Origin of the sequence: Streptosporangium sp. NBC_01639, assembly GCF_045209755.1 — a bacterium.
Lineage (GTDB): Bacteria > Actinomycetota > Actinomycetes > Streptosporangiales > Streptosporangiaceae > Streptosporangium.
Window position 1 is genome coordinate 3,507,916 of sequence record NZ_CP109272.1, and the last position, 21,891, is coordinate 3,529,806.

Here is a 21,891-nt window from a genome sequence, read left to right on the forward strand (position 1 = left end):
TCTCCGGGCGTGCGCCATACGGCGGCGGCGGCCGGATCGTCGGCACGGCAGCGGGGACAATCCGCTTTCAACCCGCTCGAACGACACGGCTCGCGACGGTCCGCTGCGATGGGCACGACCCTACGGGCCGGAAAGCGGCGGTGCGAGTCCGACCGGCGCCCGGTGGCTCGACCTCGAACATTGACCGATTGATGAACGACGACCGCCCTCCTCCTTGCCCGGCACGCGGCGGGCAGGAGGAGGGCGGTCGCCGTTTCAGACGCAGGACCTGCGGACGACCTCGGCCAGCCGGTCCGCCATCAGCTCGGCCTGCTCGGCAGAGGTGGCCTCGACCATGACCCGGATCATCGGCTCGGTGCCACTCGGCCGGATCAGCACCCGGCCGGTCTCCCCGAGCTCCGCCTCCGCCGCCGCGACCGCGACCGACAGCTCCGGAACCGACGCCTTCGCCCGGTCCACGCCCTTGACGTTGATCAGGATCTGCGGCATCCGGGTCATCACCGACGCCAGCTCCGCCAGCGGTCGGCCCGCCCGCGCCACGACCGCCAGCAACTGCAGCGAGGTCAGCAGACCGTCTCCGGTGGTGGCATGGTCGAGCATGAGGACATGACCGGACTGCTCGCCACCGAGGTTGTAGCCGCCGGCCTTCATGGCCTCCAGCACGTAGCGGTCGCCCACCGCGGTCTCGACCACGTCGATGCCGGCGTTCCTCATGCCGATCTTGAAGCCCAGGTTGGACATGACGGTGGCGACCACCGTGTCTTTCGCCAGTCTTCCTTCGGCGTGCATCGCCGTGGCCAGCACGGCCATGATCTGGTCGCCGTCGACCACCTCGCCGGTGTGCGAGACCGCCAGGCAGCGGTCGGCGTCGCCGTCATAGGCGATTCCGACGTCCGCGTTGCGTGAGACGACGATCTGCTGGAGCTTGTCGAGGTGGGTGGATCCGACCTCGGCGTTGATGTTGAGACCGTCGGGGCGGGCCCCGATCGTCTCCACCGTCGCCCCCGCCCTCCGCAGCGCCTCGGGCGCCACCAGGTGGGCGGCGCCATGGGCGCAGTCAAGGACCACATTCAGGCCGTCCAGGCCGTTGGACACGGTGGACAGCACATGGGACACGTAACGGTCGGTCTCGCCGTACGCTTCGCGCACGCGGCCGACCGAAGCGCCGACAGGACGCTGCCACTTCTCGCCGAGCCGCTGCTCGATCTCGCTCTCCACCGAGTCGGGCAGCTTGTAGCCGCCGCGGGTGAGGAACTTGATCCCGTTGTCCGGGGCGGGATTGTGGGAGGCGGAGATCATCACGCCCATGTCGGCTCTGAGAGCGGTGGTGAGGTAAGCGACCGCCGGGGTGGGCAGCACGCCGAGCCGGAGGACGTCCACGCCAGACGACGCAAGGCCGGCGACCACAGCGGCCTCCAGGAATTCTCCTGAAGCCCGCGGGTCCCGGCCCACGACGGCGATCGGGCGGCCATGCCGCCCGCCGCCGTCGTTGAACGCCCCGGCATCGCCGAGGACATGAGCCGCGGCCACGGACAGGTCCATGGCGAGCTCGGCCGTGAGGTCGCTCCCCGCGACCCCACGTACCCCGTCGGTGCCGAAAAGGCGCCCCAACTTAACGCTTGCTGTACTGCGGAGCCTTGCGGGCCTTCTTGAGACCGTACTTCTTGCGCTCGGTGGCGCGGGCGTCACGGGTCAGGAAGCCGGCCTTCTTCAGCGGGGCGCGGTTGACCTCGACGTCCAGGATGGTCAGCGCGCGGGCGAGGCCCATGCGCAGGGCACCGGCCTGGCCGGTCACGCCGCCGCCGTTGATGCGGGCGATGACGTCGAACTGGTCCTCGGCACCGAGGACCACGAAGGGCTCGTTGACGATCTGCTGGTGGACCTTGTTCGGGAAGTAGCCATCCAGCGGACGACCGTTGATCGTCCACTTGCCGGTGCCCGGAACGATGCGCACCCGGGCGACGGACTCCTTACGGCGGCCCGTGCCGTACGAGTTGCCCGTGGTGATGGGCTTGCGGACGGCGGCCTCGCCGCTGACAGTGGACTCGGAGGTGTACTCGGAGGGGAACTCCTCCGGGGAGTACTCCTGCTCGCCCTCGACGGGCGTCTCGACACCGGTGGGCTCAGCCACGGTTCTCCTCTAACTTTCCTACTCGGCGCCGGCCGTCGGCCGACGCTGCTGGCGATAAGCAGCTAGCGACTACTGGGCGATCTGGGTCAGCTCGAAGGGCACCGGCTGCTGCGCCTGGTGCGGGTGCTCGGAGCCGGCGTAGACCTTGAGCTTCTTGATCATCTTCCGACCGAGAGCATTCTTGGGCAGCATGCCCTTGACGGCCTTCTCGACGGCACGGTCAGGGCGCTTCTCCATGAGCTCGCCGTAGGTCACCGAACGCAGACCACCGGGGTAGCCCGAGTGACGGTACGCCTTCTTCTGCTCGAGCTTGTTACCGGTCAGCGCGACCTTGTCGGCGTTGATGATGACGACGAAGTCACCGGTGTCGACATGGTTGGCGAAGGTCGGCTTGTGCTTACCGCGAAGCAGGATCGCGACGTGGCTGGCCAGCCGGCCAAGCACGATGTCGGTGGCGTCGATGATGTGCCACTGACGCTCGACTTCGGCAGGCTTGGGTGTGTACGTGCGCACGGTCGTATGCCTTCTTTGCTCGCGTCTTCGGCGCTGTCGGAACTGACAGCAACGTGGTCGGTAGGTGCGGGCACACGACAGCCCGGACCTTCCGTCTCCCTGATTCAGGAGATGACGCCGGACGCGCCGCGTATCGGTCTGCGGAGGAGACCAATTCGCACACAACGAACTAGCAGGATACCGGCGCAGATGAGCATGGGTCAAAACGACGCGACTCTCCGCCGGTGTCCGTGGGCAGTCTACCGGTGATAAGAGACTGCATGGGAATCGGCGCACTCGGCTTTCACAGAACGGTTCCGACACGTTCTCGACATTCTCTTCTTCCCCACTGCAAACATCTCTATCTTTGACAGCGGTATGTGGCAGCTTCCCCACCCCCGGCCTACCCAGCGGACCAGCCTGCGCCGCATGGGGCTGTTCACGTGCCTGATGACGGTGCTGCTGCTCGGGTTCCTCATCGGCAGGCAGAGCCGCGGCGAGGAAGACCCCGGCCAGATCTATCTGGCCAAGCCCGCGCCGTCGACGACCGCAGCCGACGCCGGAACCGCCGCCGGTCTGCCCGGCCGGCGCCTGCCGCTCGCCCGGGTCACCCGTCCCACTCCCACCCCCACGGCGGCCCGGCGGCAGGTCACGCCGCGCGCCACCAGGGACCCGGACCGCTCGGGCGACGAGTTCACCGACGACGACGAACACCGCTACGTCCTCAATGGGAGGGAGGGGGAGAACACCCTGATGGTCTCCACCCCCCTGTCCCCGATGGAGCGGGAGATCATCAATCTCACCAACGTCCAGCGCGGGCGACACGGCTGCGCCCCCCTCCGCGTCGACAGGCGGCTGATCAAGTCGGCCCGGATCCACTCGGAGGAGATGGCCGTGAGCGGCACCTTCTCTCACGACTCCCCCGGCGGCGCGTCGCCCTGGGACCGGATGAAGGACGCCGGTTATCGCGACGGCGGTGCGGAGAACATCGGACGCGGTTATCCCACGGCCGCCGATACGGTGCGGAACTGGATGGCGACCAGCAGCCACCGGAGCAACATCCTCAACTGCAGGCTCACCGCCACCGGAGTCGGGACCGTGGAGGGACCGGGCGGCCCCTGGTGGACACAGGACTTCGGCTACTCCTGAGCCAATCGGCGCTGATACAGGGCTAGTCTCGGCGCATGGGTTTTCCTGGGGAGCCGCCACGCCGCCAGCCGTACGTCCAGCCTGACGCGCCGCCGCCCGCGCAGGGCGAGCGCTGGTTCGAGCCCGCACCGCGAGGCCGCGACCCGCGCGGCTCCGACTCCGCGCCGGGCCATGCCCCAGACGGTTCCGGGTCCGTGCCGGGCCGCGACCCGCGCGGCTCCGAGCGGGCACCGTACGGCCGCGCCCCCGAGCAGGCACCGCACGGCGACGACCCCCGCGGCGCGCATCCTGCGGACACCGCAAAGCCCGCGCAGCCGGAACAGCCACGGCAGGCGATGTGGAGCCCCTACGACGAGGGCCCACGCTCCCGGATGCCGATCTTCGTCGCGGTCGGCGCCCTGGGCCTGCTGATCGCCGGAGGCATCGGCCTGGCCATGCTCGCCGGCTCCGACCCCCCTGCGGACTCCCGTACGGCAAGCCCGCCGACCCAGGACCCCGGCGTGCCGATCCCGAACGGCCCGAACGACAAGTTCGGGTTCGCCGCCTCCCGCACCACCGACCCCACCCCGCTCAGTCTGAACGAGGTGTTCAAGCACAAGGCGGTGACGATGGGCCGCCAGAAGTACGCGATGACCACCCGCAGGCTCGACAAGAAGTGCAAGGACGCCGTGGTGGGCGACAAGCTGCAGAAGGCGCTCACCGCGGGCAAGTGCACCCAGCTCCTGCGGGCGAGCTTCCGCGACGCCTCAGGCACGATCATCGGCACCGTGGGGGTCGCCAACCTCAAGACCTCGGCGGCGGCCTCCAAGGTCATCTCCGCCGGAGCCGGTAAATCTCGGGAGGAATACCTCAAGGCGCTCCCAGGCAAGGACAAAGTCACCAAATTTCTCGGGACGGGCGAGGCGTTCGCCGGCGGTTGGAGTCACGGCCACTACGCCGTGATGGTCTGGTTCCAGTACAAGGACGGCCACCTACCGAAGAAGACCGAGGTCAAGAAGCTCAACCAGGCGGCCTTCGGAGCCACCGACGCGACCGTCACACCCGTCCTGGAGTCCCGTTCACTGACCGGTGGACGGTCGTGATCCTTCGAAAATCAAGCCGATTTTCATCGCAAAACCGGTGGGCGATACGGCTGGGAACGCCCATACCCGCATGACGATCTCTGGCTATCGCTACGCTTCGACGTATGCGTGGCCAGGAATCCGGGTCCGAACACGAACGCGAAGCCGAGGGTTCGGCCGCACCGGCGACGCCTCCGCCGAGTTTCGGCCAATCTTCGCCGCAGGTTCCCCGGACCCATCTCACAGGTGACGAACAGCCCTACGACTCCCCGGCATGGCCGGAGCCGGTCCCCGAGACAGTCCCGCCGTGGACGGTTCCCGGTGGCGGCGAGGTTCCCTACGACTGGTTCGCCGACCCCGAGGACGACCCCTCCGCCCCACAGCCCGGCGCTCCGCGACCCGCGCCGCCTCCGGACGCCTCCACGCCTCCGGAGCCGTGGGGGCGGGCCCGGCTCGATCCTCCCCACCCCCAACCCCATACCCCGCCGTGGGCCAACTCCCCCGCGGCACCGGGACCGTCCGCCCCACCGTGGGTGACGCCGCCCGGGCCCGGTGGTCCGCCCGCCCCGCCATGGGCCGGGCCCGCCGCGCCCGGAGGACCGCCCGCCCCGCCATGGAGCACGCCCGCAGATCCGTCCGCCCCGTCGTGGGCCGGACCCTCCGGGCCCGGTGGACCGCCCGCCCCGCCATGGGCCGGGCCCACCGCGCCCGGAGGACCGCCCGCCCCGTCCTGGGCCGGGCCTCCCCTCCCACCGGGGTCGCCGAGGCCTTCGGGCGCATCGGAGTGGCCCGGCCAGGCCGTCACCGGAGAGCCTCCGGCCTCGAACGGCCCTGCGGCGCCGGACGGTTCCCCGCTGTCCACCGCGCCGATCGTCCCCGGCGCTCCGCCGTGGCAGCCGCCACCGGCCTTCACCGCCGCCACCGGAGGGACGCAACAGGGGTGGCTTCCTCCCGCTCAGGGGGCCCCTGCGCACCCCCCGGTCCCCGGAGATCCGGGCCGGCCCGGCTTCGAAGACGCGGGCGACATCCCGGTCTGGCCGCCCTCTGCGGCATTCCCCGACGGCCCGGATGACACCACCGCCGACGTCCACTCCTCCATGCCCGCCGTACCGGGCCCGGTGGAGTCCGCCGGCTCCGCACCGTCACCTGGTCCGGACACGCACGCGACCGATCCTGGGCAGGCCCCGGACGCGGGGTCACCCGAAACGGGTCACGTCCCGGCCCCGGTGCCGCCGCCCGGTGCGGGTGACGGCCCCTTCGACGCGGTTCCTCCGGGCCCGGCGCCCTCCCCCGGACCCGACTCCCCGCTCTCCGGACCCGCGCCCACCGCGCAGGGCCCGGCATCCTCGCCGGAGTTGACGCCACAGGTGCCCCCGCCACCCCCTGAATCCACCACCGACGCCTCCGTGCCGCCCCAGACGCCGACGCTGCAGCTTCCCGTGCCCGGCAGACTGGCGCTGCCTCCCGGGGATCAGCCGACCCCGCCCGGCGGCATACCGATGATCGCACCGCCGTTCCCGCCTGTTCCGGTGCCGCCGCAGGCCCAGCAGCCGACTCCGCCGACCGGGATGGCCGAACCGCGCGGCCCGTTCACCCCGCCCTCGGCGGTCGTACCCGAGGTCGTGGTCTCCCCGCCCGCACCTCCGGCCCGCAGCAAGGCCAGCACCCTGCTGGTCGTGGCCGTGGTGACGGTCGTGGTGGGTGGCATCGGCACCGGCGCCTTCTTCGCCTACCAGTCGTTCAACGCCAAGAAGGAGGCCAGCGCGGCGGTTCCGATCCCCAGTTCCGAGGTCATCGACCCCACGGAGGAGCCCGTCGAGGACCCCGTTCCGAGCAAACCCGATCCGGCGGACACCGCGATGCTCGACTCCGAGAAGACCGACCCGGGCACGATGACCGTGGCCAAGACCTTCACCAAGAAGGTGACCATCGCGGGAAAGACGTTCGTCCGGGTCAAGACCGACGTCACCCAGCAGTGCCAGAAAGCGGCGGCCGGCAAGTTCGCCAGCACGTTGCGCAGCGAGGACTGCCGCAGGGTGCTGCGGGCCACCTACGTGGACAGCAAGCAGAAGTACGCCGTGACCACCGGCATCGCGGTGCTTCCCACCCGGGAGTCCGCCGTCGAGGTCGACAAGACCAAGAACCTGGACAGCAACCTGTGGTTCCGCGGTCTACCGGGAACTCCCGGCACCGGCGCCGAACGGGTCCACATCGCGGGCGGTTACGCGGCCGGGCTGGTGTGGGGGCGCTACATCGTGTTCAGCTACGCCACCTTCAGCGACGGCCATACCCCGACGGCGAAGGAGAAGAGCCTCGGCACGGTCAGCGGCGCGTTCCGCGACCAGACCGCCAAGGTCGTCGAGCGGCGGGTACGGAGTTGACGGGTCAGGGAGCCGAGCCGGAGACGGTGGCAGGGCGCCGGCCGCACCGGAAGGCACCCGGCCCGGCGTAAGCGGAGTGGCAGGGCGCCGGGTGCACCGGAGGGCACCCGGCCCGGCTGAATCGGCCGGGCAGACCGACGCCCCCGTCATATGTTGAGCGTACGTACCCGGCGGGTCTCCCCGGCCCGCCGGGCAAATTCCTCGGGCTCGGGATAGCGGACTTCCTCAAGGCAGAGGCCATGTGCCGGCGCGACGTGCACCCCGGAGTCCCGTACGGCCCGCGTCAGCACCTGCCCGGGCCAGTCCACCGGCAGGCGCCCCTCCCCCACGGGCAGCAGCGATCCGACGAGTGCCCGGACCATCGAGTGGCAGAACGCGTCGGCCACCACGGTCGCGACAAGGATGTCGCCCTCCCTGACCCAGTCGAGCCGCTGCAGTTCGCGGATCGTGGTCGCGCCCTCACGCTTCTTACAGAAGGCGGCGAAGTCATGCTCGCCCAGCAGGGCCGCCGCGGCCGCGTTCAGCCTGTCGGCATCGAGCGGCCGGCCGTACCAGGCGACCTCACGGCGACGGAGCGGATCCACGCCCCCTGGGGCGTCGGAGATCCGGTAGGCGTATCGACGGGCCATCGCAGAGAACCGTGCGTCAAAGCCCTCAGGAGCCACCGTAACGCGATAAACCCTGACATCTGGGGGGAGAACCCCAGCCAGCCGTCTACGGAGGCTGGAGAGCCGCTCATCGATGTCGTCAGGGAGGCCGGCACCGGTCCGCGAAACGGCGGGCGCTCCGACGGCTGGGGCTGTGGCCGTGGAGGAGCCGGCAGCGGAGGCTGCGGGATCGGCCCCCGGGGCGGAGGGGCCCACGTCGGAGACTGTGGAAGCGGCCACGGAGGCGGAGGAGCCCACCGCGGCGGCCTCGGGAGCGGCCCCCGGGGCGGAGGAGCCCGCCGCGGAAGCTGCGGGAGCCGCCACGGAGGCGGAGGGGCCCGCGCCCGATGTCCGCCGGCCGTGCCGGCTCTCCAGCGCGTCGAACGCCCCGGCCTCCAGATCCACATGGGCCACCTGGCCTCGGGCGTGCACCCCGGCGTCGGTCCGCCCGGCCACCGTCAGCGCCGGCGGCTCGGGAAGCCGGAGGATCTTGCCGAGCGCCGCTTCGATCTCCCCCTGAACCGTCCGCCGTTGAGGCTGCTTCGCCCAGCCGGAGAAGTCGGTGCCGTCGTATGCGAGATCCAGGCGCAGCCGTACCACGATGTTCCTCCCGGAGAACGAGAGCGGGCCCGGCACCCCTGAAAGGGATACCGGGCCCGCGCACAGGACCTGAAAGATCAGGCGTTGTCCTTCTTGGCCTCGGTCTCCTCGGCGGGAGCCTCGGTGGCCTCAGCGGTCTCCTCGGCGGCCTTCGGCTCCTCGGTGACCTCGGCGGTCTCCTCGGCCTTGGTCTCCTCGACCTTGGGGGTCTCGGCGGCGGCCGGGGCCTTGGCGGTGCGGACCGTGTTCAGCGGCTCGGACACCAGCTCGATGACGGCCATGGGGGCGGCATCGCCCTTACGGAGACCGACCTTCGTGATGCGGGTGTAGCCGCCGGGACGCTCGGCGAAGGTCGGCGCGATCTCCGTGAACAGGTGGTGGACGACACCCTTGTCACGGATGACGGTCAGCACCTGGCGACGGTTGTGCATGTCGCCCTTCTTCGCCTTGGTGATCAGCCGCTCCGCCACCGGGCGCAGGCGCTTGGCCTTGGCCACCGTGGTCTTGATCCGACCGTGCTGGAACAGCTGGGTGGCGAGGTTGGCCAGGATCAGCCGCTCGTGAGCCGGGCTCCCGCCGAGACGGGCACCCTTTGCGGGCTGAGGCATTTCGTTCTCCTTGAGAGTGAACCCGCCCCGGCCGTACGAGGTACCGGGGTCGGGCCGGGGAGTCGCTTGATCCCCGTTACAGAAAGATCAGTACTGCTCGGTCTCGACGTACGCGCTGTCGTCGTCGTCGTAGCCGCCGCCGGCCACCGCGCTGGGGTCGAACCCGGGCGGGGAGTCCTTCAGCGCGAGCGTCATCTCGTGCAGCTTCTGCTTGACCTCTTCGATGGACTTCGCACCGAAGTTACGGATGTCCAGCAGGTCCTGCTCGCTGCGGGCGACGAGTTCACCCACGGTGTGGATGCCCTCGCGCTTGAGGCAGTTGTAGGAACGGACCGTGAGGTTCAGCTCCTCGATCGGCAGCGCCAGGTCGGCGGCCAGGGCCGCGTCCGTCGGCGACGGGCCGATGTCGATGCCCTCGGCCTCGACGTTCAGCTCGCGGGCGAGACCGAACAACTCGACGAGGGTCTTGCCGGCCGAGGCCACCGCGTCGCGGGGCTTCATGGACGGCTTGGTCTCGACGTCCAGGATCAGACGGTCGAAGTCGGTGCGCTGCTCGACACGGGTCGCCTCGACCTTGTAGGTGACCTTGAGCACCGGGGAGTAGATGGAGTCGATCGGAATGCGACCGATCTCCTGGCCCGGCTGCTTGTTCTGCGCCGCGGAGACGTAGCCGCGGCCGCGCTCGACGGTCAGCTCCATCTCCAGCTTCGCCTTGCCGTTCAGCGTGGCGATGCGCAGCTCGGGGTTGTGCACCTCGACACCGGCCGGGGGCGCGATGTCGGCGGCGGTGACGTCGCCGGGGCCCTGCTTGCGCAGGTACATCACCACGGGCTCGTCATGCTCGGAGGAGACCACCAGTTCCTTGAGGTTCAGGATGATGTCGGTGACATCCTCCTTGACGCCCGGAACCGTCGAGAACTCGTGCAGCACGCCCTCGATACGGATGCTGGTCACAGCCGCGCCCGGAATGGACGACAGCAGGGTGCGACGCAGCGAGTTGCCGATGGTGTAGCCGAAACCCGGCTCCAGCGGCTCGATGATGAACTTCGACCGGGTCTCCTCGAGGGTCTCCTCGAGAAGGGTCGGACGCTGAGCGATCAGCATGTGGGATCTCCCCTTGCATGGCGACGCCCGCTATTTGACGTCGCTCGAACAACAGCATAGGTGCCGTACGGCGAACCGCACGGCACCCGCGTGAGCTACTACTTGGAGTAGAGCTCGACGATCAGCTGCTCCTGGACCTGGGTGTCAATCTGCTGACGGACCGGGAGCTGGTGGATCAGGACGCGCATGGCCTCCGGAGCGACGCCCAGCCAGGCCGGGAACGTCTTGTCACCGGAGGTGGCGCGCGCCACCTCGTAGGGCAGAAGGTTGCGCGAACGCTCACGGACCTCGACGATGTCGTGCTCGCGGACGCGGTACGACGGGATGTCGACCTTCTTGCCGTTCACCAGGATGTGTCCGTGACGGACCTGCTGGCGGGCGGCGTCGCGGGACTCGGCGAAACCGGCGCGGTAAACCACGTTGTCGAGACGGCTCTCCAGGATCTGGAGGAGGTTCTCGCCGGTCTTGCCACCCTTGCGGTTGGCTTCCTCGTAGTAGTTGCGGAACTGCTTCTCGAGGATGCCGTAGATGCGGCGGGTCTTCTGCTTCTCGCGGAGCTGGAGCTGGTACTCAGACTCCTTCGGCCGACCGCGACCGTGCTCACCCGGCGGGTAAGGACGGATTTCGATGGGGCACTTCGCGGACTCGCACTTCTTGCCCTTGAGGAAAAGCTTGGTCTTCTCCCTGCGGCAGAGCTTGCAGTCCGCACCCGTGTAACGAGCCATTTTCTATCTTCTCCTGGGCGTCAGACGCGACGGCGCTTGGGCGGACGGCAGCCGTTGTGCGGCACGGGGGTGACGTCCTGGATGGAGCCAACCTCGAGGCCGGTCGCCTGCAGCGAACGGATTGCGGTCTCACGGCCGGAACCGGGGCCCTTGACGAAGACGTCGACCTTGCGCATGCCGTGCTCCATGGCACGGCGAGCGGCGTTCTCGGCGGCCATCTGCGCGGCGAACGGGGTGGACTTACGGGAGCCCTTGAACCCGACGTGGCCGGCGCTGGCCCAGGAGATCACGTTCCCGTTCGGGTCGGTGATCGAAACGATCGTGTTGTTGAACGTGCTCTTGATGTGGGCGTGCCCATGAGCGACGTTCTTCTTTTCCTTGCGGCGCACCTTCTTCGGGGCACCCTGGCGGCTCTTAGGAGGCATTCTTTGCCTTCACTCCTGAGGTCTTCGGTCCTGCGGCTACGCGGACTACTTCTTACCGGGCTTCTTCTTACCGGCCACGGTCTTCTTCTTGCCCTTACGGGTGCGCGCGTTGGTCTGCGTACGCTGACCGTGCACGGGAAGGCCACGGCGGTGCCGGATGCCCTGGTAGCACTGAATCTCGATCTTGCGACGGATGTCGGCCTGAACTTCGCGACGGAGGTCACCCTCGATCTTGTAGTTCGCCTCGATGTAGTCGCGCAGCGGAACGAGCTCTTCGTCCGAGAGCTGGTGGACGCGGAGGTCACCGTTCACGCCGGTGGCCTTGAGGGTCTCGAGCGCACGGGTGCGGCCGATTCCGAAAATGTAGGTGAGAGCGATCTCCAGCCGCTTGTCGCGGGGGAGGTCGACGCCAACCAGGCGAGCCATGGTCGGGCATTCTCCTTCTTTGTGGCGGAGGTCCTACACCTCACTTCCCCTCCCCATGCCCGGGGTGAGGGCCCCGGCCTCCGACCGGGGGTCTCCTGCGGGGTACGGCCGAGGGCCGCCTACGCAGGTGTGAAGCGCGATTACTTGTGGCCTCAACATGGGTTGAGTCCGCTACCAGTGAGCGGACTCCGATAAGGCCTGTTTCCTACGACTAGCCCTGACGCTGCTTGTGGCGCAGGTTGTCGCAGATCACCATGACGCGACCGTGCCGGCGAATCACCTTGCACTTGTCGCAGATCTTCTTGACGCTCGGCTTGACCTTCATAGTCCTATTCGTCCCTCAGACGCTTACTTGTATCGGTAGACGATCCGCCCACGACTGAGGTCGTAGGGGCTCAGTTCGACGACAACCCTGTCGTCAGGAAGGATCCGGATGTAGTGCATCCGCATCCGCCCGCTGATGTGGGCCAGGACCTTATGGCCGTTGTCGAGCTGCACCCGGAACATCGCGTTCGGGAGCGACTCAACCACAGTGCCCTCGATCTCGATGGCGCCGTCTTTCTTGGCCATGTCCCTCGCGTTTCACTGATCGGTCGTCTGAGGCTTCGGAACACTAAGCAGCCGCGACCCAGCGCTTCGATGAGAGCGGCGGTTGCGACACCGCCGACGCGCAATGGTCATAGTGAACCGAAGAAGGAGTGTACGGCACCGGGCGAGGAAATGCGAAACACACGGCCGGCACCTTGACACAACCGCTAATCAGGATACCCCAGATCTAAGGCGGCACATCCGATAAGGCACGCGACATGGACGATGACATTGCCGTTCCGGGAACATCCGGCCTGGCCGAAACCGTCATCACCGGTCGCCGGCCCGAGGTGGAGCCTGCACGTCGGACCCTACACCCCGGTTGACAGATGGAACGGCCGGCACCGTACCCACCCGGAACGCGGCCCCGCCGGCAAGCAGCGCAACCGGTCCCGGACGGACACGGAGTTCTAGTGATCGCCGCGCGCGTGGCGTCCGCGCAGCAGCGCGAAACCGGCACCCACCATCGTCACGACCGCGATCAACGATCCGAAGAGCCAGAAGGTCCGGGCGGTGTGATCGGCATCGACCGGCGCGAGTCCGCCGCCGTCGGCGACCGGCGCCCGCACCGGACGGGGGTCACCCACGACGAAGGTCCCGTCGTAGGGACCACCCTCGACGCAGCGGACGGTGACCACATAGGTGCCGGGTGCGGCGTGGGGACTGATGCGCACCGCCCCCTGCATCTCGTGGTCGTGCCGGCGCAGCCGCGCCATGGTGGTGCCGAACGCCGCCGAGTAGGCCGTCGCCGGAGTGCTGCAGGGCCCGGCGACGACGCTGACGGTCTGCCCCGGCCAAGTGGTCGACGGTATGACCTCCACACCGCCCACCCCGGTCATGCCCCCCGCGAACATCAGGGCCATCGCACCGCCCAGCACGGCTCTGACCGTCATCAGAGGGTCTCGCGCAAGGCCCATCACCCACCCCCACCTCCTGGCCTGCCCGACAACGATCATGTACCCGGCTCCGGCAAGAGCAACTACAGAGCGTGGCAAAGGTCTGACACAACGCGAAAAACCCTCCGATGACCATGGTCATCGGAGGGTCCGCGGGATCGGCTGCCGGAAAGCGGGAGCATCCCGCCTAGAAGGCGTCACCCCAGTTGCCGCAGTCGTCGAAGCTGTTGTCACCCTCGCAGACGCGGATCTTGAAGTCGTTGAAGCCGCTGCTCTTCTTGAAGCCGCCGTACGTGCTGAAGTGCCGGTGCCCGAAGGTCTTGAACACCTTGGTGTGGAAACCTGACCGGTCGTGCCACCTGAACCACACGTAGCTGTAGTCACGGTCGCGGTCACGGTCGAACAGGTCGCCGAAGAACCAGTAGCGGCCGCCGTCCTTGTACCAGTAACCCTTGAAGTAGGAGCGGTGGCCGAAGTTCTCGCCGCCGCCGAACCTTGAGTGGTACGGGCCGAAGAAGTGTCTCTGCGGGCTCTGGGCCTGCTGGACCGTGGCCGCGCCGGCCGTCGCGGCCTGAGCGGGAGCCACGGCCAAGCCGGCGGCGAGCGAACCGGTGAGAGCGGCGCCGACGAGCAGGGTGCGGGTCTTCCCCATGGTTTTCTCCTGGGAGGGTGTCTTCGTTGTTCGGACACCGCTCACGTTAGGAAGAATGAACCCGGACTTCTGTGGAGGAATGCACATTCAACCCCGGACGTGGACTTTTACCGGTTCCGCTTGTCTCCCAGCCCGGTGGAGAGCGTGGTGATCAGCAACACCGCTCCCCACGGACCCATCACCCACAGCGGCCACGGATAGGGGAAGTCGAGCCCGTTCGTCGCTCCGATGATGAACCAGATCACCCAGTTGACGCTGCTCGCCACCGCCCAGGCGCTCCACGCCGCCTTCAGGTTCTTGCTCTGCGCCCCGCGGATGTCGCGCCCTTCACGGCGCTCCGGGCGGCCGGCAGGGGCTCTCGGCAGCTCACGCAGGTCGACGTCGGGAAGATCGGACGTGAGCGTGGCGAGCTCGCCGTAGGTCTTGCTCGTATAAAGCTGTTCCAGCCGCTGCTCGAACTCCTCGCCGGTGAGCCGGCCCTGCGCGTAGTGCTCCCGCAGGACCGAGGCGACGTTGTCACGATCTCCATCCGACGCCCGCATCTCCGGACCTGTCGCCATCATCAACCACATCCGCTCACCGGCGGGCGGTGTCCAAACCTAGCCCGCGTCTCCCAACAGATCGGCAAGCCGCTCTTTCCCCCCGTCAAGCGCGGTCAGTACCCAAGGCCCATTATGTGTCACCGCGACGCTGTGTTCGAAATGTGCCGAAGCTTTACCGTCAACGGTGACAACGGTCCAGTCATCCGCCAGCACCTTGGTCCGGTCGGTGCCGAGGTTCACCATCGGCTCGACGGCGAAGCACATGCCCGGCTCGAAACGTGGCCCCCGGCCGGGTTTGCCGTGGTTGGCGACCCAGGGGTCCATGTGCATCTCAGTGCCGATGCCGTGCCCGCCGTACTCCTGCGGAATGCCGTAGCGGCCCTGGGAGCGGACGTACTTCTCCACCTCGTGACCGATGTCGGACAGGTGGCGGCCCGCGGTGAGCGCGGCGATGCCGCGCCACATGGACTCCTCGGTCACCCGCATCAGCTCGGTCAGCTTGGGGTCGACCTCTCCGACGGGGACCGTGATGGCCGAATCGCCATGCCAGCCGTCCACAATGGCGCCGCAGTCGATGGAGATGATGTCGCCCTCCTGCAGCGGGCGCCGGTCGCTCGGGATGCCGTGGACGACCTCGTGGTTCACCGACGCGCAGATCGTGGCCGGAAAGCCCTGGTAGCCCTTGAAGGAGGGGATCGCCCCCTCGTCCCGGATCGCCTTCTCCGCGATCACATCGAGGTCCAGCGGTGTCAGTCCGGGTCGCACGCTCTCGCGGAGCAACTGCAGTGTCCGGCCGACCACCAGACCCGCCGCCCGCATCTTCTCCAGCTGCTCAGGCGTCTTCACCTGAATACCGTGCTTGTTCTTCTTGAACACGTGCGCACCCCCTGGGGTGGTTCAACGGGCAATCCGGGAGCCCAATTCCCCCGATTGTGCCCTAAACGACAGCACGCCACCCATGGGTTCTCATGGGTGGCGTGCTGAAAGGACATTCTCAGTCCGTAAAAGGACTCAAGGCCTCCATCGCGCGCTGGGTGACCTCTTCCACCGGGCCGGTCGCGTCCACCCCGACAAGGATGCGCTCGTCGGCGTAGAAGGAGACGAGCGGAGCGGTCTGCTCCTGGTAGACCTCCAGCCGATGCCGGACGGTGTCTTCCTTGTCGTCGTCCCGCTGGTAGAGCCGCCCACCGCAGGTGTCGCAGACGTCGTCCTTCTTGTCGTCGAAGTCGACGTGCCAGATGCGGCCGCACTGGCTGCAGGTCCGTCGGCCGGCCAGCCGGCGCACGACCTCCTCGTCGTCGACCACGAGCTCCAGGACGATGTCCAGACCGGTTCCGAACTCCTCGAGCATCTTCTTCAGGATCTGGGCCTGGGGCACATTCCTGGGAAAGCCGTCGAGCAGGAAACCGTCCTGCGCGTCGCTCTCCAGAAGGCGGTCGCGGACCATCGCGATGGTGACCTCGTCGGGTACGAGGTCACCGCGGTCCATGTATTCCTTGGCAAGCTTGCCGAGCTCCGTGCCGCCCGAGACGTTGGCACGGAAGATGTCACCTGTCGAGATCTTCGGGATGGACAGGTTCGATGCGATGAACTGGGCCTGTGTCCCCTTACCCGCTCCGGGGGGCCCAACCAGGACGAGACGCACTACTTCAGGAAGCCTTCGTAATTGCGCTGCTGGAGCTGGCTCTCAATCTGCTTCACGGTGTCAAGACCGACACCAACCATGATCAGAATGCTCGTCCCTCCGAACGGGAAGTTCTGACTCGCACCGACGACCGCCAGGGCGATGATCGGCACCATGGCGATCAGGCCCAGATAGAGCGCACCGGGGGCGGTGAGTCGCGTGAGCACGTAGTTCAAGTACTCAGCCGTCGGCCGGCCCGGGCGGATGCCCGGGATGAACCCACCGTACTTCTTCATGTTGTCCGCCACTTCAACGGGGTTGAAGGTGATGGAAACGTAGAAGTAGGTGAAGAAGACGATGAGCACGAAGAAAGTGATCATGTAGGCGGGAGTGTCACCCGTGACCAGGTTCCGCTGGATCCACTGGACGATCGCGTTCGGCTCCTGCTGCGCGTTGCTGAAGAGCGTCGTGACGAGTTGCGGAAGATAGAGCAGCGAAGAGGCGAAGATGACCGGGATGATGCCGGCCTGGTTCACCTTCAACGGGATGTAGGTCGAGGTACCGCCGTACATCCGGCGGCCGACCATGCGCTTGGCGTACTGCACCGGAACCCGGCGCTGTGCCTGCTCGACCATGACCACCAGGGCGATCATCGCGATGCCGGTCACGATGACCACCGCGAAGACGAAGAGACCCTTGGTGCGGGCGATGTTGAGCAGCTCGGCCGGGAAGACCGCGATGACCTGCGTGAAGATCAGGATGGACATGCCGTTGCCGACGCCGCGGTCGGTGACGAGCTCGCCCAGCCACATGATGACGGCGGTACCGGCGGTCATCGTCAGCACCATCGTGATAATGGTGAAGACGTTGTCCTTGTCCAGCAGGATCTCTTCCTGACACTGCGGGAAGAGCTGCCCGGTACGCGCGAGGGCGATGAAGGCGGTCGACTGGAGAATCGCCAGACCGATCGTCAGATAACGCGTATATTGCGTGATCTTGGTCTGCCCGGCCTGCCCCTCCTTCTTGAGGGCCTCCAGACGGGGAATCACGACCACCAGAAGCTGAAGGATGATGCTCGCGGTGATGTACGGCATGATGCCGAGCGCGAACACCGACAGCTTCAGCAAGGCGCCACCGCTGAACAGCTGCACCATGCCGTAGATGTTGCCGGCATCGCCTGACTGTGCCTGCTGGAGGCATCGGGCGATGTTTTCGTTGTTGACACCCGGAGTCGGAAGAACCGAGCCGAGCCGGAACAGCGCGATGATGCCCAGTGTGAAGAGCAACTTGTTGCGCAGGTCCGGCGTACGGAACGCTCGGGTAAACGCGGTCAGCACGGTCCCTCCTGCGCGCCTGAAAGGCGAGGTCGGTCAGCGATGGTGCGGGGGTGGTCCATCTTTGCCATCTCAAGTCAGCGAGCCGACGGAAATGAGTTGAGGCCCACTATCCAGCGAACTCTAACGCACTACGGGCGCGGGGGCTCATTATGAGCCCCCGCGCCACGTCATTATGCCTACAGCTCGGAGACGGAGCCCCCGGCAGCGGCGATCTTCTCCTTGGCACTGGCGGAGAAGGCGTGCGCCTGCACGTTCAACGCCACAGAGATGTCGCCGGTTCCGAGAACCTTGACGAGCTGCCTCTTGCGGACCGCGCCCTTGGCGACCAGCGTCTCGACGGTGACATCGCCACCCTCGGGGAACAGCTCGCTGAGCTTGTCCAGGTTGACGACCTGGTAGGTCGTCTTGAACAGGGCGTTGGAGAAGCCCTTGTACTTGGGCAGACGGCGCTGGAGCGGAACCTGGCCACCCTCGAAACCGAGAGGAACCTTGTTCCGCGCCCTCGTGCCCTTGGTGCCACGACCGGCGGTCTTGCCCTTGGACGCCTCGCCGCGGCCCTTGCGGACCTTCGACTTGTTGGCGCCGGGAGCCGGACGCAGGTGGTGGATACGGAGCGGAGTGTTCTCTGCCATCTCTAGTCGACCTCTTCCACGGTGACCAGGTGCGTCACCACGGTGACCATGCCGCGGATCTCCGGGCGGTCCTCCTTGACGACGACGTCACCGATTCGCTTCAGACCGAGCGAACGCAGCGAGTCACGCTGGTTCTGCTTACCGCCGATCTTGGAGCGGACCTGAGTGATCTTCAGGCGTGCCATCGGCTAGCTCACCGCCTTAGCCGCCGCAGCCTCGGCGATACCCTCGGCGCGAGCCTTGAGCATGGCCTTGGGCGCGACGTCCTCGATCGGCAGGCCACGACGGGCCGCGATCTCCTCGGGGCGGCTGAGGCCCTTCAGAGCGGCCACGGTGGCGTGCACGATGTTGATCGGGTTGTCCGAGCCGAGCGACTTGGACAGCACGTCGTGGATGCCGGCGCACTCCAGCACGGCGCGCACCGGGCCACCGGCGATGACGCCGGTACCGGGCGAGGCCGGACGGAGGAAGACGACGCCCGCCGCCTCTTCACCCTGCACGATGTGCGGGATGGTGCCCTGAATGCGCGGCACCCTGAAGAAGTGCTTCTTGGCCTCTTCGACGCCCTTGGCGATGGCCGCGGGAACTTCCTTGGCCTTGCCGTAGCCGACGCCGACCATGCCGTTGCCGTCACCGACGATGACGAGGGCGGTGAAGCTGAAGCGACGACCACCCTTCACGACCTTGGCCACTCGGTTGATCTTTACAACGCGCTCGATGTACGAGACGCCCTTGTCAGCGTTGCCACCGCGGCGATCGTCACGACGACCGTCACGCCGCTCGCCACCGGCGGCGCCACCGCGACGCGGAGCTCCAGCCATCAGTGGTTCCTCTTCTCGTTGCTCTTGTTAGAACGGGCCATCAGAACTCCAGCCCGCCTTCGCGGGCGCTGTCCGCGAGTGCCGCCAGGCGACCCGCGTAGCGGTTCCCGCCACGGTCGAACACGACCGCGGTGATCCCGGCAGCCTTGGCCCGCTGAGCGAGAAGCTCGCCGACCTGCTTCGCCTTGTCGGTCTTGGCGCCCGGTGCCGTGCGCAGGGAGGCGTCCATGGTGGACGCGCTCACCAGCGTGTGGCCCTGGGCGTCGTCGACGATCTGCACGAACAGGTGTCGCGTGGAACGATTGACGACCAGGCGCGGACGCGCGGCCGTACCGACCACCTTCTTGCGGACTCGGCCGTGGCGGCGGGCCCGCGAGACGGCGCGGGCGGCCGTGTGCTTGCCGAACGCAGTCTTGCCAGCCATGCCTACTTACCAGCCTTTCCGACCTTGCGGCGGATAACTTCACCCTGGTAGCGCACGCCCTTGCCCTTGTACGGGTCGGGCTTGCGCAGCTTGCGGATGTTCGCGGCGATCTCGCCGACCTTCTGCTTGTCGATGCCGTCCACGTGGAACAGGGTCGGCTTCTCGACGCGGAAGGAGACACCCTCGGGGGCGTTGACGGTGACCGGGTGGCTGAAGCCGAGAGCGAACTCAAGCTGAGTCGGGCTCTTGGCCTGCACGCGGTAACCGACGCCCACGATCTCCAGAGTCTTGGAGTATCCCTGGGTCACGCCGGTCACCATGTTGGCGATCAGCGTGCGGGACAGGCCGTGCAGCGCACGGACCTTGTTCTCGTCGTTGGGACGAGTGACGGTGACGGTTCCGTCGTCGCCCTTGGCGACGACGATCGGCTCCGCGACCGTGTGAGAGAGCGTGCCCTTGGGGCCCTTGACCGTGACATCCCGGCCGTCGATGGCGACGTCCACGCCGTTCGGTACAGGGATGGGCAGCCGTCCGATTCGTGACATGCTGTGATTTCTCCCTTCTACCAAACGAAGGCGAGGACTTCCCCGCCCACTCCACGCTTGCCGGCCTGCTTGTCCGTCATGAGACCGCCGGACGTCGAAATGATCGCGACGCCCAGTCCGCCCAGGACTCGAGGCAGGTTGTCCTTCTTTGCATAGACCCGCAGGCCGGGCTTGGAAACCCGGCGCAGGCCCGCGAGCGACCGCTCACGGCTCGGCCCGAACTTGAGCTCCACCACGAGGTTCTTTCCGACCTTGGCGTCTTCGACGCTCCAGGTCTGAATGTAACCCTCCTGCTGGAGGATCTCGGCGATGTGCGCCTTGATCTTCGAGTACGGCATCGCCACGGTTTCGTGGTACGCCGAGTTCGCGTTCCGCAGACGCGTCAGCATGTCTGCGATCGGGTCGGTCATCGTCATGGCCAGTGGCCTTCCTCACCGCGGTTTCCACAAGGGACCTACGGTGCGGTCATGGGCGCTTGAGGCAGCGCCCGGTGAATACGACTTCTATGTACGGCTGGTGACCACCGCGTGGCCTGTGGCCTCCACAGGCCACGCGGGCGGCTACCAGCTGGACTTGGTGATGCCAGGCAGCTCGCCCCGGTGCGCCATCTCACGGAAGCAGATGCGGCACAGGCCGAACTTCCTGTAGACGGCGCGGGGACGACCACAGCGCGAGCACCGAGTGTACGCCCGGACCTCGAACTTGGCCTTACGAGCAGCCTTGACCTTGAGCGACGTCTTCGCCATGATCAGGCCTCCTTGAAGGGGAAGCCGAGAAGCTTGAGCAGCGCCCGGCCCTGGTCGTCGGTCTTAGCAGTGGTCACGACGGTGATGTCCATACCACGCTGGCGATCGACCTTGTCCTGGTCGATCTCGTGGAACATGACCTGCTCGGTCAGACCGAAGGTGTAGTTTCCGTTGCCGTCGAACTGCTTGGGCGACAGGCCACGGAAGTCACGGATACGGGGCAGCGCCAGCGAAAGCAGCCGGTCCAGGAACTCCCACATGCGGTCGCCGCGCAGCGTGACGTGCGCGCCGATCGGCATGCCCTCACGCAGCTTGAACTGGGCGATGGACTTGCGGGCCCGGACGACCGCCGGCTTCTGACCGGTGATCACGGTGAGGTCGCGGACGGCGCCGTCGATCAGCTTCGAGTCGCGCGCGGCCTCGCCGACGCCCATGTTCACCTTGATCTTGGTGATCGTGGGCACCAGCATGATGTTCTCGAACCCGAACTGCTCGTTCAGCTTCGCGATGATCTCTTCGCGGTAGCGCTGCTTGAGGCGCGGAAGCGGCCGTCCGGTCTGGACGGACTCAGTAGTGTTCGCGGTCATCAGTTGTCCTCACCCGACTCGTCAGAGGCGGCCTTGGCCGACTCCTTCTTGGCAGGCTTCTCCTTGGCAGGCTTCTCGTCATCCTTGAGCTTCTTGACGTTGCTCACGTGGATGGGAGCCTCCATGGTCTGCACGCCACCGGTCTTGGCGCCGCGCGGACCCTGGTTGGTCTCCTTGGAGTGCTTCTTGATCATGTTGACGCCTTCGACCACCACGCGCTCTTCACGCGGGTGGGCGGCGATCACACGACCCTTGGCACCCTTGTCCTTACCGGCGATGACCTGAACCAGGTCACCCTTCTTCACATGAAGCTTCGGCATTTACAACACCTCCGGCGCGAGCGAGATGATGCGCATGAACTTCTTGTCACGCAGCTCACGTCCGACGGGACCGAAGATACGCGTGCCACGAGGGTCACCGCTGTCCTTGATGATGACGGCGGCGTTCTCGTCGAAGCGGATGTAGGAGCCGTCGGGCCGGCGGCGCTCCTTGACAGTACGGACGATGACCGCCTTGACGACGTCGCCCTTCTTCACGGTGCCGCCAGGAATGGCGTCCTTGACCGTGGCGACGATGATGTCGCCGATTCCCGCGTAGCGCCGACCCGAGCCACCGAGCACACGGATGCAAAGAACTTCCTTCGCACCCGTGTTGTCGGCGACCTTGAGTCGCGACTCCTGCTGGATCACTTGTACTCCTGTTTGTCTCGCTGGTTCTCACCGATGGTGAGCCTTGCGGAACTGATGTG

General features: G+C 67.1%; 30 protein-coding genes. 3 read left to right on the forward strand and 27 right to left on the reverse strand.

Going from position 1 to position 21,891, the window contains the following annotated elements; all coding sequences use genetic code 11:
• Window positions 1-255: 255 nt before the first annotated feature.
• From glmM to rplM, 3 genes are all read right to left on the reverse strand, one after another.
• The gene (gene glmM, locus OHA77_RS15525; RefSeq protein WP_326819911.1) at window positions 256-1,611 is read right to left on the reverse strand and encodes a phosphoglucosamine mutase; all 1,356 of its coding nucleotides are present in this window, start codon (window positions 1,609-1,611) and stop codon (window positions 256-258) included.
• A 1-nt stretch (window position 1,612) separates the two neighbouring features.
• On the reverse strand, window positions 1,613-2,131 hold the full coding sequence (gene rpsI / locus OHA77_RS15530) for a 30S ribosomal protein S9 (protein WP_326819910.1): 519 nt from the start codon (window positions 2,129-2,131) through the stop codon (window positions 1,613-1,615).
• A gap of 69 nt (window positions 2,132-2,200) precedes the next feature.
• Complete coding sequence (gene rplM / locus OHA77_RS15535) at window positions 2,201-2,644, reverse strand: 50S ribosomal protein L13 (RefSeq protein WP_031171196.1); 444 nt, start codon at window positions 2,642-2,644, stop codon at window positions 2,201-2,203.
• A 408-nt stretch (window positions 2,645-3,052) separates the two neighbouring features.
• Between rplM and OHA77_RS15540 the strand changes: the two genes are divergently transcribed.
• From OHA77_RS15540 to OHA77_RS15550, 3 genes are all read left to right on the forward strand, one after another.
• Complete coding sequence (locus OHA77_RS15540; RefSeq protein WP_406318805.1) at window positions 3,053-3,772, forward strand: CAP domain-containing protein; 720 nt, start codon at window positions 3,053-3,055, stop codon at window positions 3,770-3,772.
• A 35-nt stretch (window positions 3,773-3,807) separates the two neighbouring features.
• Window positions 3,808-4,854 carry a hypothetical protein gene (locus OHA77_RS15545; protein ID WP_406318806.1) on the forward strand — a complete coding sequence of 349 codons (1,047 nt, stop codon included), beginning with the start codon at window positions 3,808-3,810 and terminating at the stop codon, window positions 4,852-4,854.
• A gap of 1,334 nt (window positions 4,855-6,188) precedes the next feature.
• Window positions 6,189-7,214 carry a hypothetical protein gene (locus OHA77_RS15550; protein ID WP_326819907.1) on the forward strand — a complete coding sequence of 342 codons (1,026 nt, stop codon included), beginning with the start codon at window positions 6,189-6,191 and terminating at the stop codon, window positions 7,212-7,214.
• A gap of 146 nt (window positions 7,215-7,360) precedes the next feature.
• Here OHA77_RS15550 and OHA77_RS15555 read toward each other — a convergent pair whose 3' ends face one another.
• From OHA77_RS15555 to rplN, 24 genes are all read right to left on the reverse strand, one after another.
• The gene (locus tag OHA77_RS15555; protein WP_406318807.1) at window positions 7,361-8,497 is read right to left on the reverse strand and encodes a tRNA pseudouridine synthase A; all 1,137 of its coding nucleotides are present in this window, start codon (window positions 8,495-8,497) and stop codon (window positions 7,361-7,363) included.
• 41 nt (window positions 8,498-8,538) lie between these two features.
• The gene (gene rplQ, locus OHA77_RS15560) at window positions 8,539-9,069 is read right to left on the reverse strand and encodes a 50S ribosomal protein L17 (RefSeq protein ID WP_326819906.1); all 531 of its coding nucleotides are present in this window, start codon (window positions 9,067-9,069) and stop codon (window positions 8,539-8,541) included.
• A gap of 87 nt (window positions 9,070-9,156) precedes the next feature.
• On the reverse strand, window positions 9,157-10,173 hold the full coding sequence (locus OHA77_RS15565) for a DNA-directed RNA polymerase subunit alpha (protein WP_326819905.1): 1,017 nt from the start codon (window positions 10,171-10,173) through the stop codon (window positions 9,157-9,159).
• A gap of 98 nt (window positions 10,174-10,271) precedes the next feature.
• Complete coding sequence (gene rpsD / locus OHA77_RS15570) at window positions 10,272-10,898, reverse strand: 30S ribosomal protein S4 (protein WP_012887861.1); 627 nt, start codon at window positions 10,896-10,898, stop codon at window positions 10,272-10,274.
• 20 nt (window positions 10,899-10,918) lie between these two features.
• Window positions 10,919-11,323, reverse strand: a complete 405-nt coding sequence (gene rpsK, locus OHA77_RS15575; RefSeq protein WP_020542285.1) for a 30S ribosomal protein S11 — start codon at window positions 11,321-11,323, stop codon at window positions 10,919-10,921.
• A gap of 45 nt (window positions 11,324-11,368) precedes the next feature.
• Window positions 11,369-11,749: a 30S ribosomal protein S13 gene (gene rpsM, locus OHA77_RS15580; RefSeq protein WP_326819904.1), complete on the reverse strand. Its 381-nt coding sequence runs from the start codon at window positions 11,747-11,749 to the stop codon at window positions 11,369-11,371.
• A gap of 211 nt (window positions 11,750-11,960) precedes the next feature.
• Window positions 11,961-12,074, reverse strand: coding sequence for a 50S ribosomal protein L36 (gene rpmJ / locus OHA77_RS15585; RefSeq protein ID WP_003956441.1), 114 nt, complete (start codon window positions 12,072-12,074; stop codon window positions 11,961-11,963).
• A 23-nt stretch (window positions 12,075-12,097) separates the two neighbouring features.
• Window positions 12,098-12,319 carry a translation initiation factor IF-1 gene (infA, locus tag OHA77_RS15590; protein ID WP_012887858.1) on the reverse strand — a complete coding sequence of 74 codons (222 nt, stop codon included), beginning with the start codon at window positions 12,317-12,319 and terminating at the stop codon, window positions 12,098-12,100.
• Window positions 12,320-12,747: 428 nt separating this feature from the next.
• The gene (locus tag OHA77_RS15595) at window positions 12,748-13,254 is read right to left on the reverse strand and encodes a hypothetical protein (RefSeq protein ID WP_406318808.1); all 507 of its coding nucleotides are present in this window, start codon (window positions 13,252-13,254) and stop codon (window positions 12,748-12,750) included.
• Window positions 13,255-13,420: 166 nt separating this feature from the next.
• Window positions 13,421-13,885, reverse strand: a complete 465-nt coding sequence (locus OHA77_RS15600; protein WP_406318809.1) for a hypothetical protein — start codon at window positions 13,883-13,885, stop codon at window positions 13,421-13,423.
• 107 nt (window positions 13,886-13,992) lie between these two features.
• Window positions 13,993-14,445 carry a DUF1707 domain-containing protein gene (locus OHA77_RS15605; RefSeq protein ID WP_406318810.1) on the reverse strand — a complete coding sequence of 151 codons (453 nt, stop codon included), beginning with the start codon at window positions 14,443-14,445 and terminating at the stop codon, window positions 13,993-13,995.
• A 39-nt stretch (window positions 14,446-14,484) separates the two neighbouring features.
• Complete coding sequence (gene map, locus OHA77_RS15610; RefSeq protein ID WP_406318811.1) at window positions 14,485-15,303, reverse strand: type I methionyl aminopeptidase; 819 nt, start codon at window positions 15,301-15,303, stop codon at window positions 14,485-14,487.
• A gap of 118 nt (window positions 15,304-15,421) precedes the next feature.
• Window positions 15,422-16,072: an adenylate kinase gene (locus OHA77_RS15615; RefSeq protein ID WP_326819899.1), complete on the reverse strand. Its 651-nt coding sequence runs from the start codon at window positions 16,070-16,072 to the stop codon at window positions 15,422-15,424.
• Entirely contained in the window at window positions 16,072-17,388 is a 1,317-nt protein-coding gene (gene secY, locus OHA77_RS15620; protein ID WP_326819898.1) for a preprotein translocase subunit SecY, read from the reverse strand. Before secY ends, OHA77_RS15615 begins: the two co-directional genes overlap by 1 nt.
• 176 nt (window positions 17,389-17,564) lie before the next feature.
• Window positions 17,565-18,020: a 50S ribosomal protein L15 gene (gene rplO, locus OHA77_RS15625; RefSeq protein ID WP_326819897.1), complete on the reverse strand. Its 456-nt coding sequence runs from the start codon at window positions 18,018-18,020 to the stop codon at window positions 17,565-17,567.
• Window positions 18,021-18,022: 2 nt separating this feature from the next.
• Window positions 18,023-18,205 (reverse strand): 50S ribosomal protein L30, encoded by a 183-nt coding sequence (rpmD, locus tag OHA77_RS15630; protein WP_012887849.1) that lies wholly within the window; start codon window positions 18,203-18,205, stop codon window positions 18,023-18,025.
• A 3-nt stretch (window positions 18,206-18,208) separates the two neighbouring features.
• Window positions 18,209-18,841: a 30S ribosomal protein S5 gene (gene rpsE / locus OHA77_RS15635; RefSeq protein WP_012887848.1), complete on the reverse strand. Its 633-nt coding sequence runs from the start codon at window positions 18,839-18,841 to the stop codon at window positions 18,209-18,211.
• Between the two features lie 40 nt (window positions 18,842-18,881).
• Window positions 18,882-19,265: a 50S ribosomal protein L18 gene (gene rplR, locus OHA77_RS15640; protein WP_184755546.1), complete on the reverse strand. Its 384-nt coding sequence runs from the start codon at window positions 19,263-19,265 to the stop codon at window positions 18,882-18,884.
• Between the two features lie 2 nt (window positions 19,266-19,267).
• Window positions 19,268-19,810 carry a 50S ribosomal protein L6 gene (gene rplF / locus OHA77_RS15645; RefSeq protein WP_406318813.1) on the reverse strand — a complete coding sequence of 181 codons (543 nt, stop codon included), beginning with the start codon at window positions 19,808-19,810 and terminating at the stop codon, window positions 19,268-19,270.
• Between the two features lie 17 nt (window positions 19,811-19,827).
• On the reverse strand, window positions 19,828-20,226 hold the full coding sequence (rpsH, locus tag OHA77_RS15650; protein ID WP_326819895.1) for a 30S ribosomal protein S8: 399 nt from the start codon (window positions 20,224-20,226) through the stop codon (window positions 19,828-19,830).
• A gap of 144 nt (window positions 20,227-20,370) precedes the next feature.
• Complete coding sequence (locus tag OHA77_RS15655) at window positions 20,371-20,556, reverse strand: type Z 30S ribosomal protein S14 (RefSeq protein ID WP_012887844.1); 186 nt, start codon at window positions 20,554-20,556, stop codon at window positions 20,371-20,373.
• Window positions 20,557-20,558: 2 nt separating this feature from the next.
• Window positions 20,559-21,143: a 50S ribosomal protein L5 gene (gene rplE, locus OHA77_RS15660; protein ID WP_326819894.1), complete on the reverse strand. Its 585-nt coding sequence runs from the start codon at window positions 21,141-21,143 to the stop codon at window positions 20,559-20,561.
• Window positions 21,143-21,463, reverse strand: coding sequence for a 50S ribosomal protein L24 (gene rplX / locus OHA77_RS15665; RefSeq protein ID WP_326819893.1), 321 nt, complete (start codon window positions 21,461-21,463; stop codon window positions 21,143-21,145). The genes rplE and rplX overlap by 1 nt, the downstream gene beginning before the upstream one ends.
• A complete protein-coding gene (rplN, locus tag OHA77_RS15670; RefSeq protein ID WP_012887841.1) occupies window positions 21,464-21,832 on the reverse strand; it encodes a 50S ribosomal protein L14 in 369 nt (122 codons plus the stop codon). It lies immediately after the preceding gene.
• Window positions 21,833-21,891: the final 59 nt, after the last annotated feature.

Excerpts from the sequence above, each read along its gene's own strand:
- OHA77_RS15655 (WP_012887844.1), bottom strand. The coding sequence starts at position 20,556 with ATGGCGAAGACGTCGCTCAAGGTCAAGGCTGCTCGTAAGGCCAAGTTC.
- infA (WP_012887858.1), bottom strand. The coding sequence starts at position 12,319 with ATGGCCAAGAAAGACGGCGCCATCGAGATCGAGGGCACTGTGGTTGAG.
- OHA77_RS15545 (WP_406318806.1), top strand. The coding sequence starts at position 3,808 with ATGGGTTTTCCTGGGGAGCCGCCACGCCGCCAGCCGTACGTCCAGCCT.
- rplX (WP_326819893.1), bottom strand. The coding sequence starts at position 21,463 with ATGCCGAAGCTTCATGTGAAGAAGGGTGACCTGGTTCAGGTCATCGCC.
- rplR (WP_184755546.1), bottom strand. The coding sequence starts at position 19,265 with ATGGCTGGCAAGACTGCGTTCGGCAAGCACACGGCCGCCCGCGCCGTC.
- rpsE (WP_012887848.1), bottom strand. The coding sequence starts at position 18,841 with ATGGCTGGAGCTCCGCGTCGCGGTGGCGCCGCCGGTGGCGAGCGGCGT.
- rplO (WP_326819897.1), bottom strand. The coding sequence starts at position 18,020 with ATGGCAGAGAACACTCCGCTCCGTATCCACCACCTGCGTCCGGCTCCC.
- OHA77_RS15605 (WP_406318810.1), bottom strand. The coding sequence starts at position 14,445 with ATGGCGACAGGTCCGGAGATGCGGGCGTCGGATGGAGATCGTGACAAC.
- rplE (WP_326819894.1), bottom strand. The coding sequence starts at position 21,143 with ATGACCGCGAACACTACTGAGTCCGTCCAGACCGGACGGCCGCTTCCG.
- OHA77_RS15565 (WP_326819905.1), bottom strand. The coding sequence starts at position 10,173 with ATGCTGATCGCTCAGCGTCCGACCCTTCTCGAGGAGACCCTCGAGGAG.
- rpsH (WP_326819895.1), bottom strand. The coding sequence starts at position 20,226 with ATGACGATGACCGACCCGATCGCAGACATGCTGACGCGTCTGCGGAAC.
- rpmJ (WP_003956441.1), bottom strand. The coding sequence starts at position 12,074 with ATGAAGGTCAAGCCGAGCGTCAAGAAGATCTGCGACAAGTGCAAGGTG.
- rpsK (WP_020542285.1), bottom strand. The coding sequence starts at position 11,323 with ATGCCTCCTAAGAGCCGCCAGGGTGCCCCGAAGAAGGTGCGCCGCAAG.
- OHA77_RS15540 (WP_406318805.1), top strand. The coding sequence starts at position 3,053 with ATGGGGCTGTTCACGTGCCTGATGACGGTGCTGCTGCTCGGGTTCCTC.
- OHA77_RS15595 (WP_406318808.1), bottom strand. The coding sequence starts at position 13,254 with ATGGGCCTTGCGCGAGACCCTCTGATGACGGTCAGAGCCGTGCTGGGC.
- rpsM (WP_326819904.1), bottom strand. The coding sequence starts at position 11,749 with ATGGCTCGCCTGGTTGGCGTCGACCTCCCCCGCGACAAGCGGCTGGAG.
- OHA77_RS15600 (WP_406318809.1), bottom strand. The coding sequence starts at position 13,885 with ATGGGGAAGACCCGCACCCTGCTCGTCGGCGCCGCTCTCACCGGTTCG.
- rplQ (WP_326819906.1), bottom strand. The coding sequence starts at position 9,069 with ATGCCTCAGCCCGCAAAGGGTGCCCGTCTCGGCGGGAGCCCGGCTCAC.
- rpmD (WP_012887849.1), bottom strand. The coding sequence starts at position 18,205 with ATGGCACGCCTGAAGATCACTCAGGTCCGCTCCAAGATCGGCGGTAAG.
- rpsD (WP_012887861.1), bottom strand. The coding sequence starts at position 10,898 with ATGGCTCGTTACACGGGTGCGGACTGCAAGCTCTGCCGCAGGGAGAAG.
- rplF (WP_406318813.1), bottom strand. The coding sequence starts at position 19,810 with ATGTCACGAATCGGACGGCTGCCCATCCCTGTACCGAACGGCGTGGAC.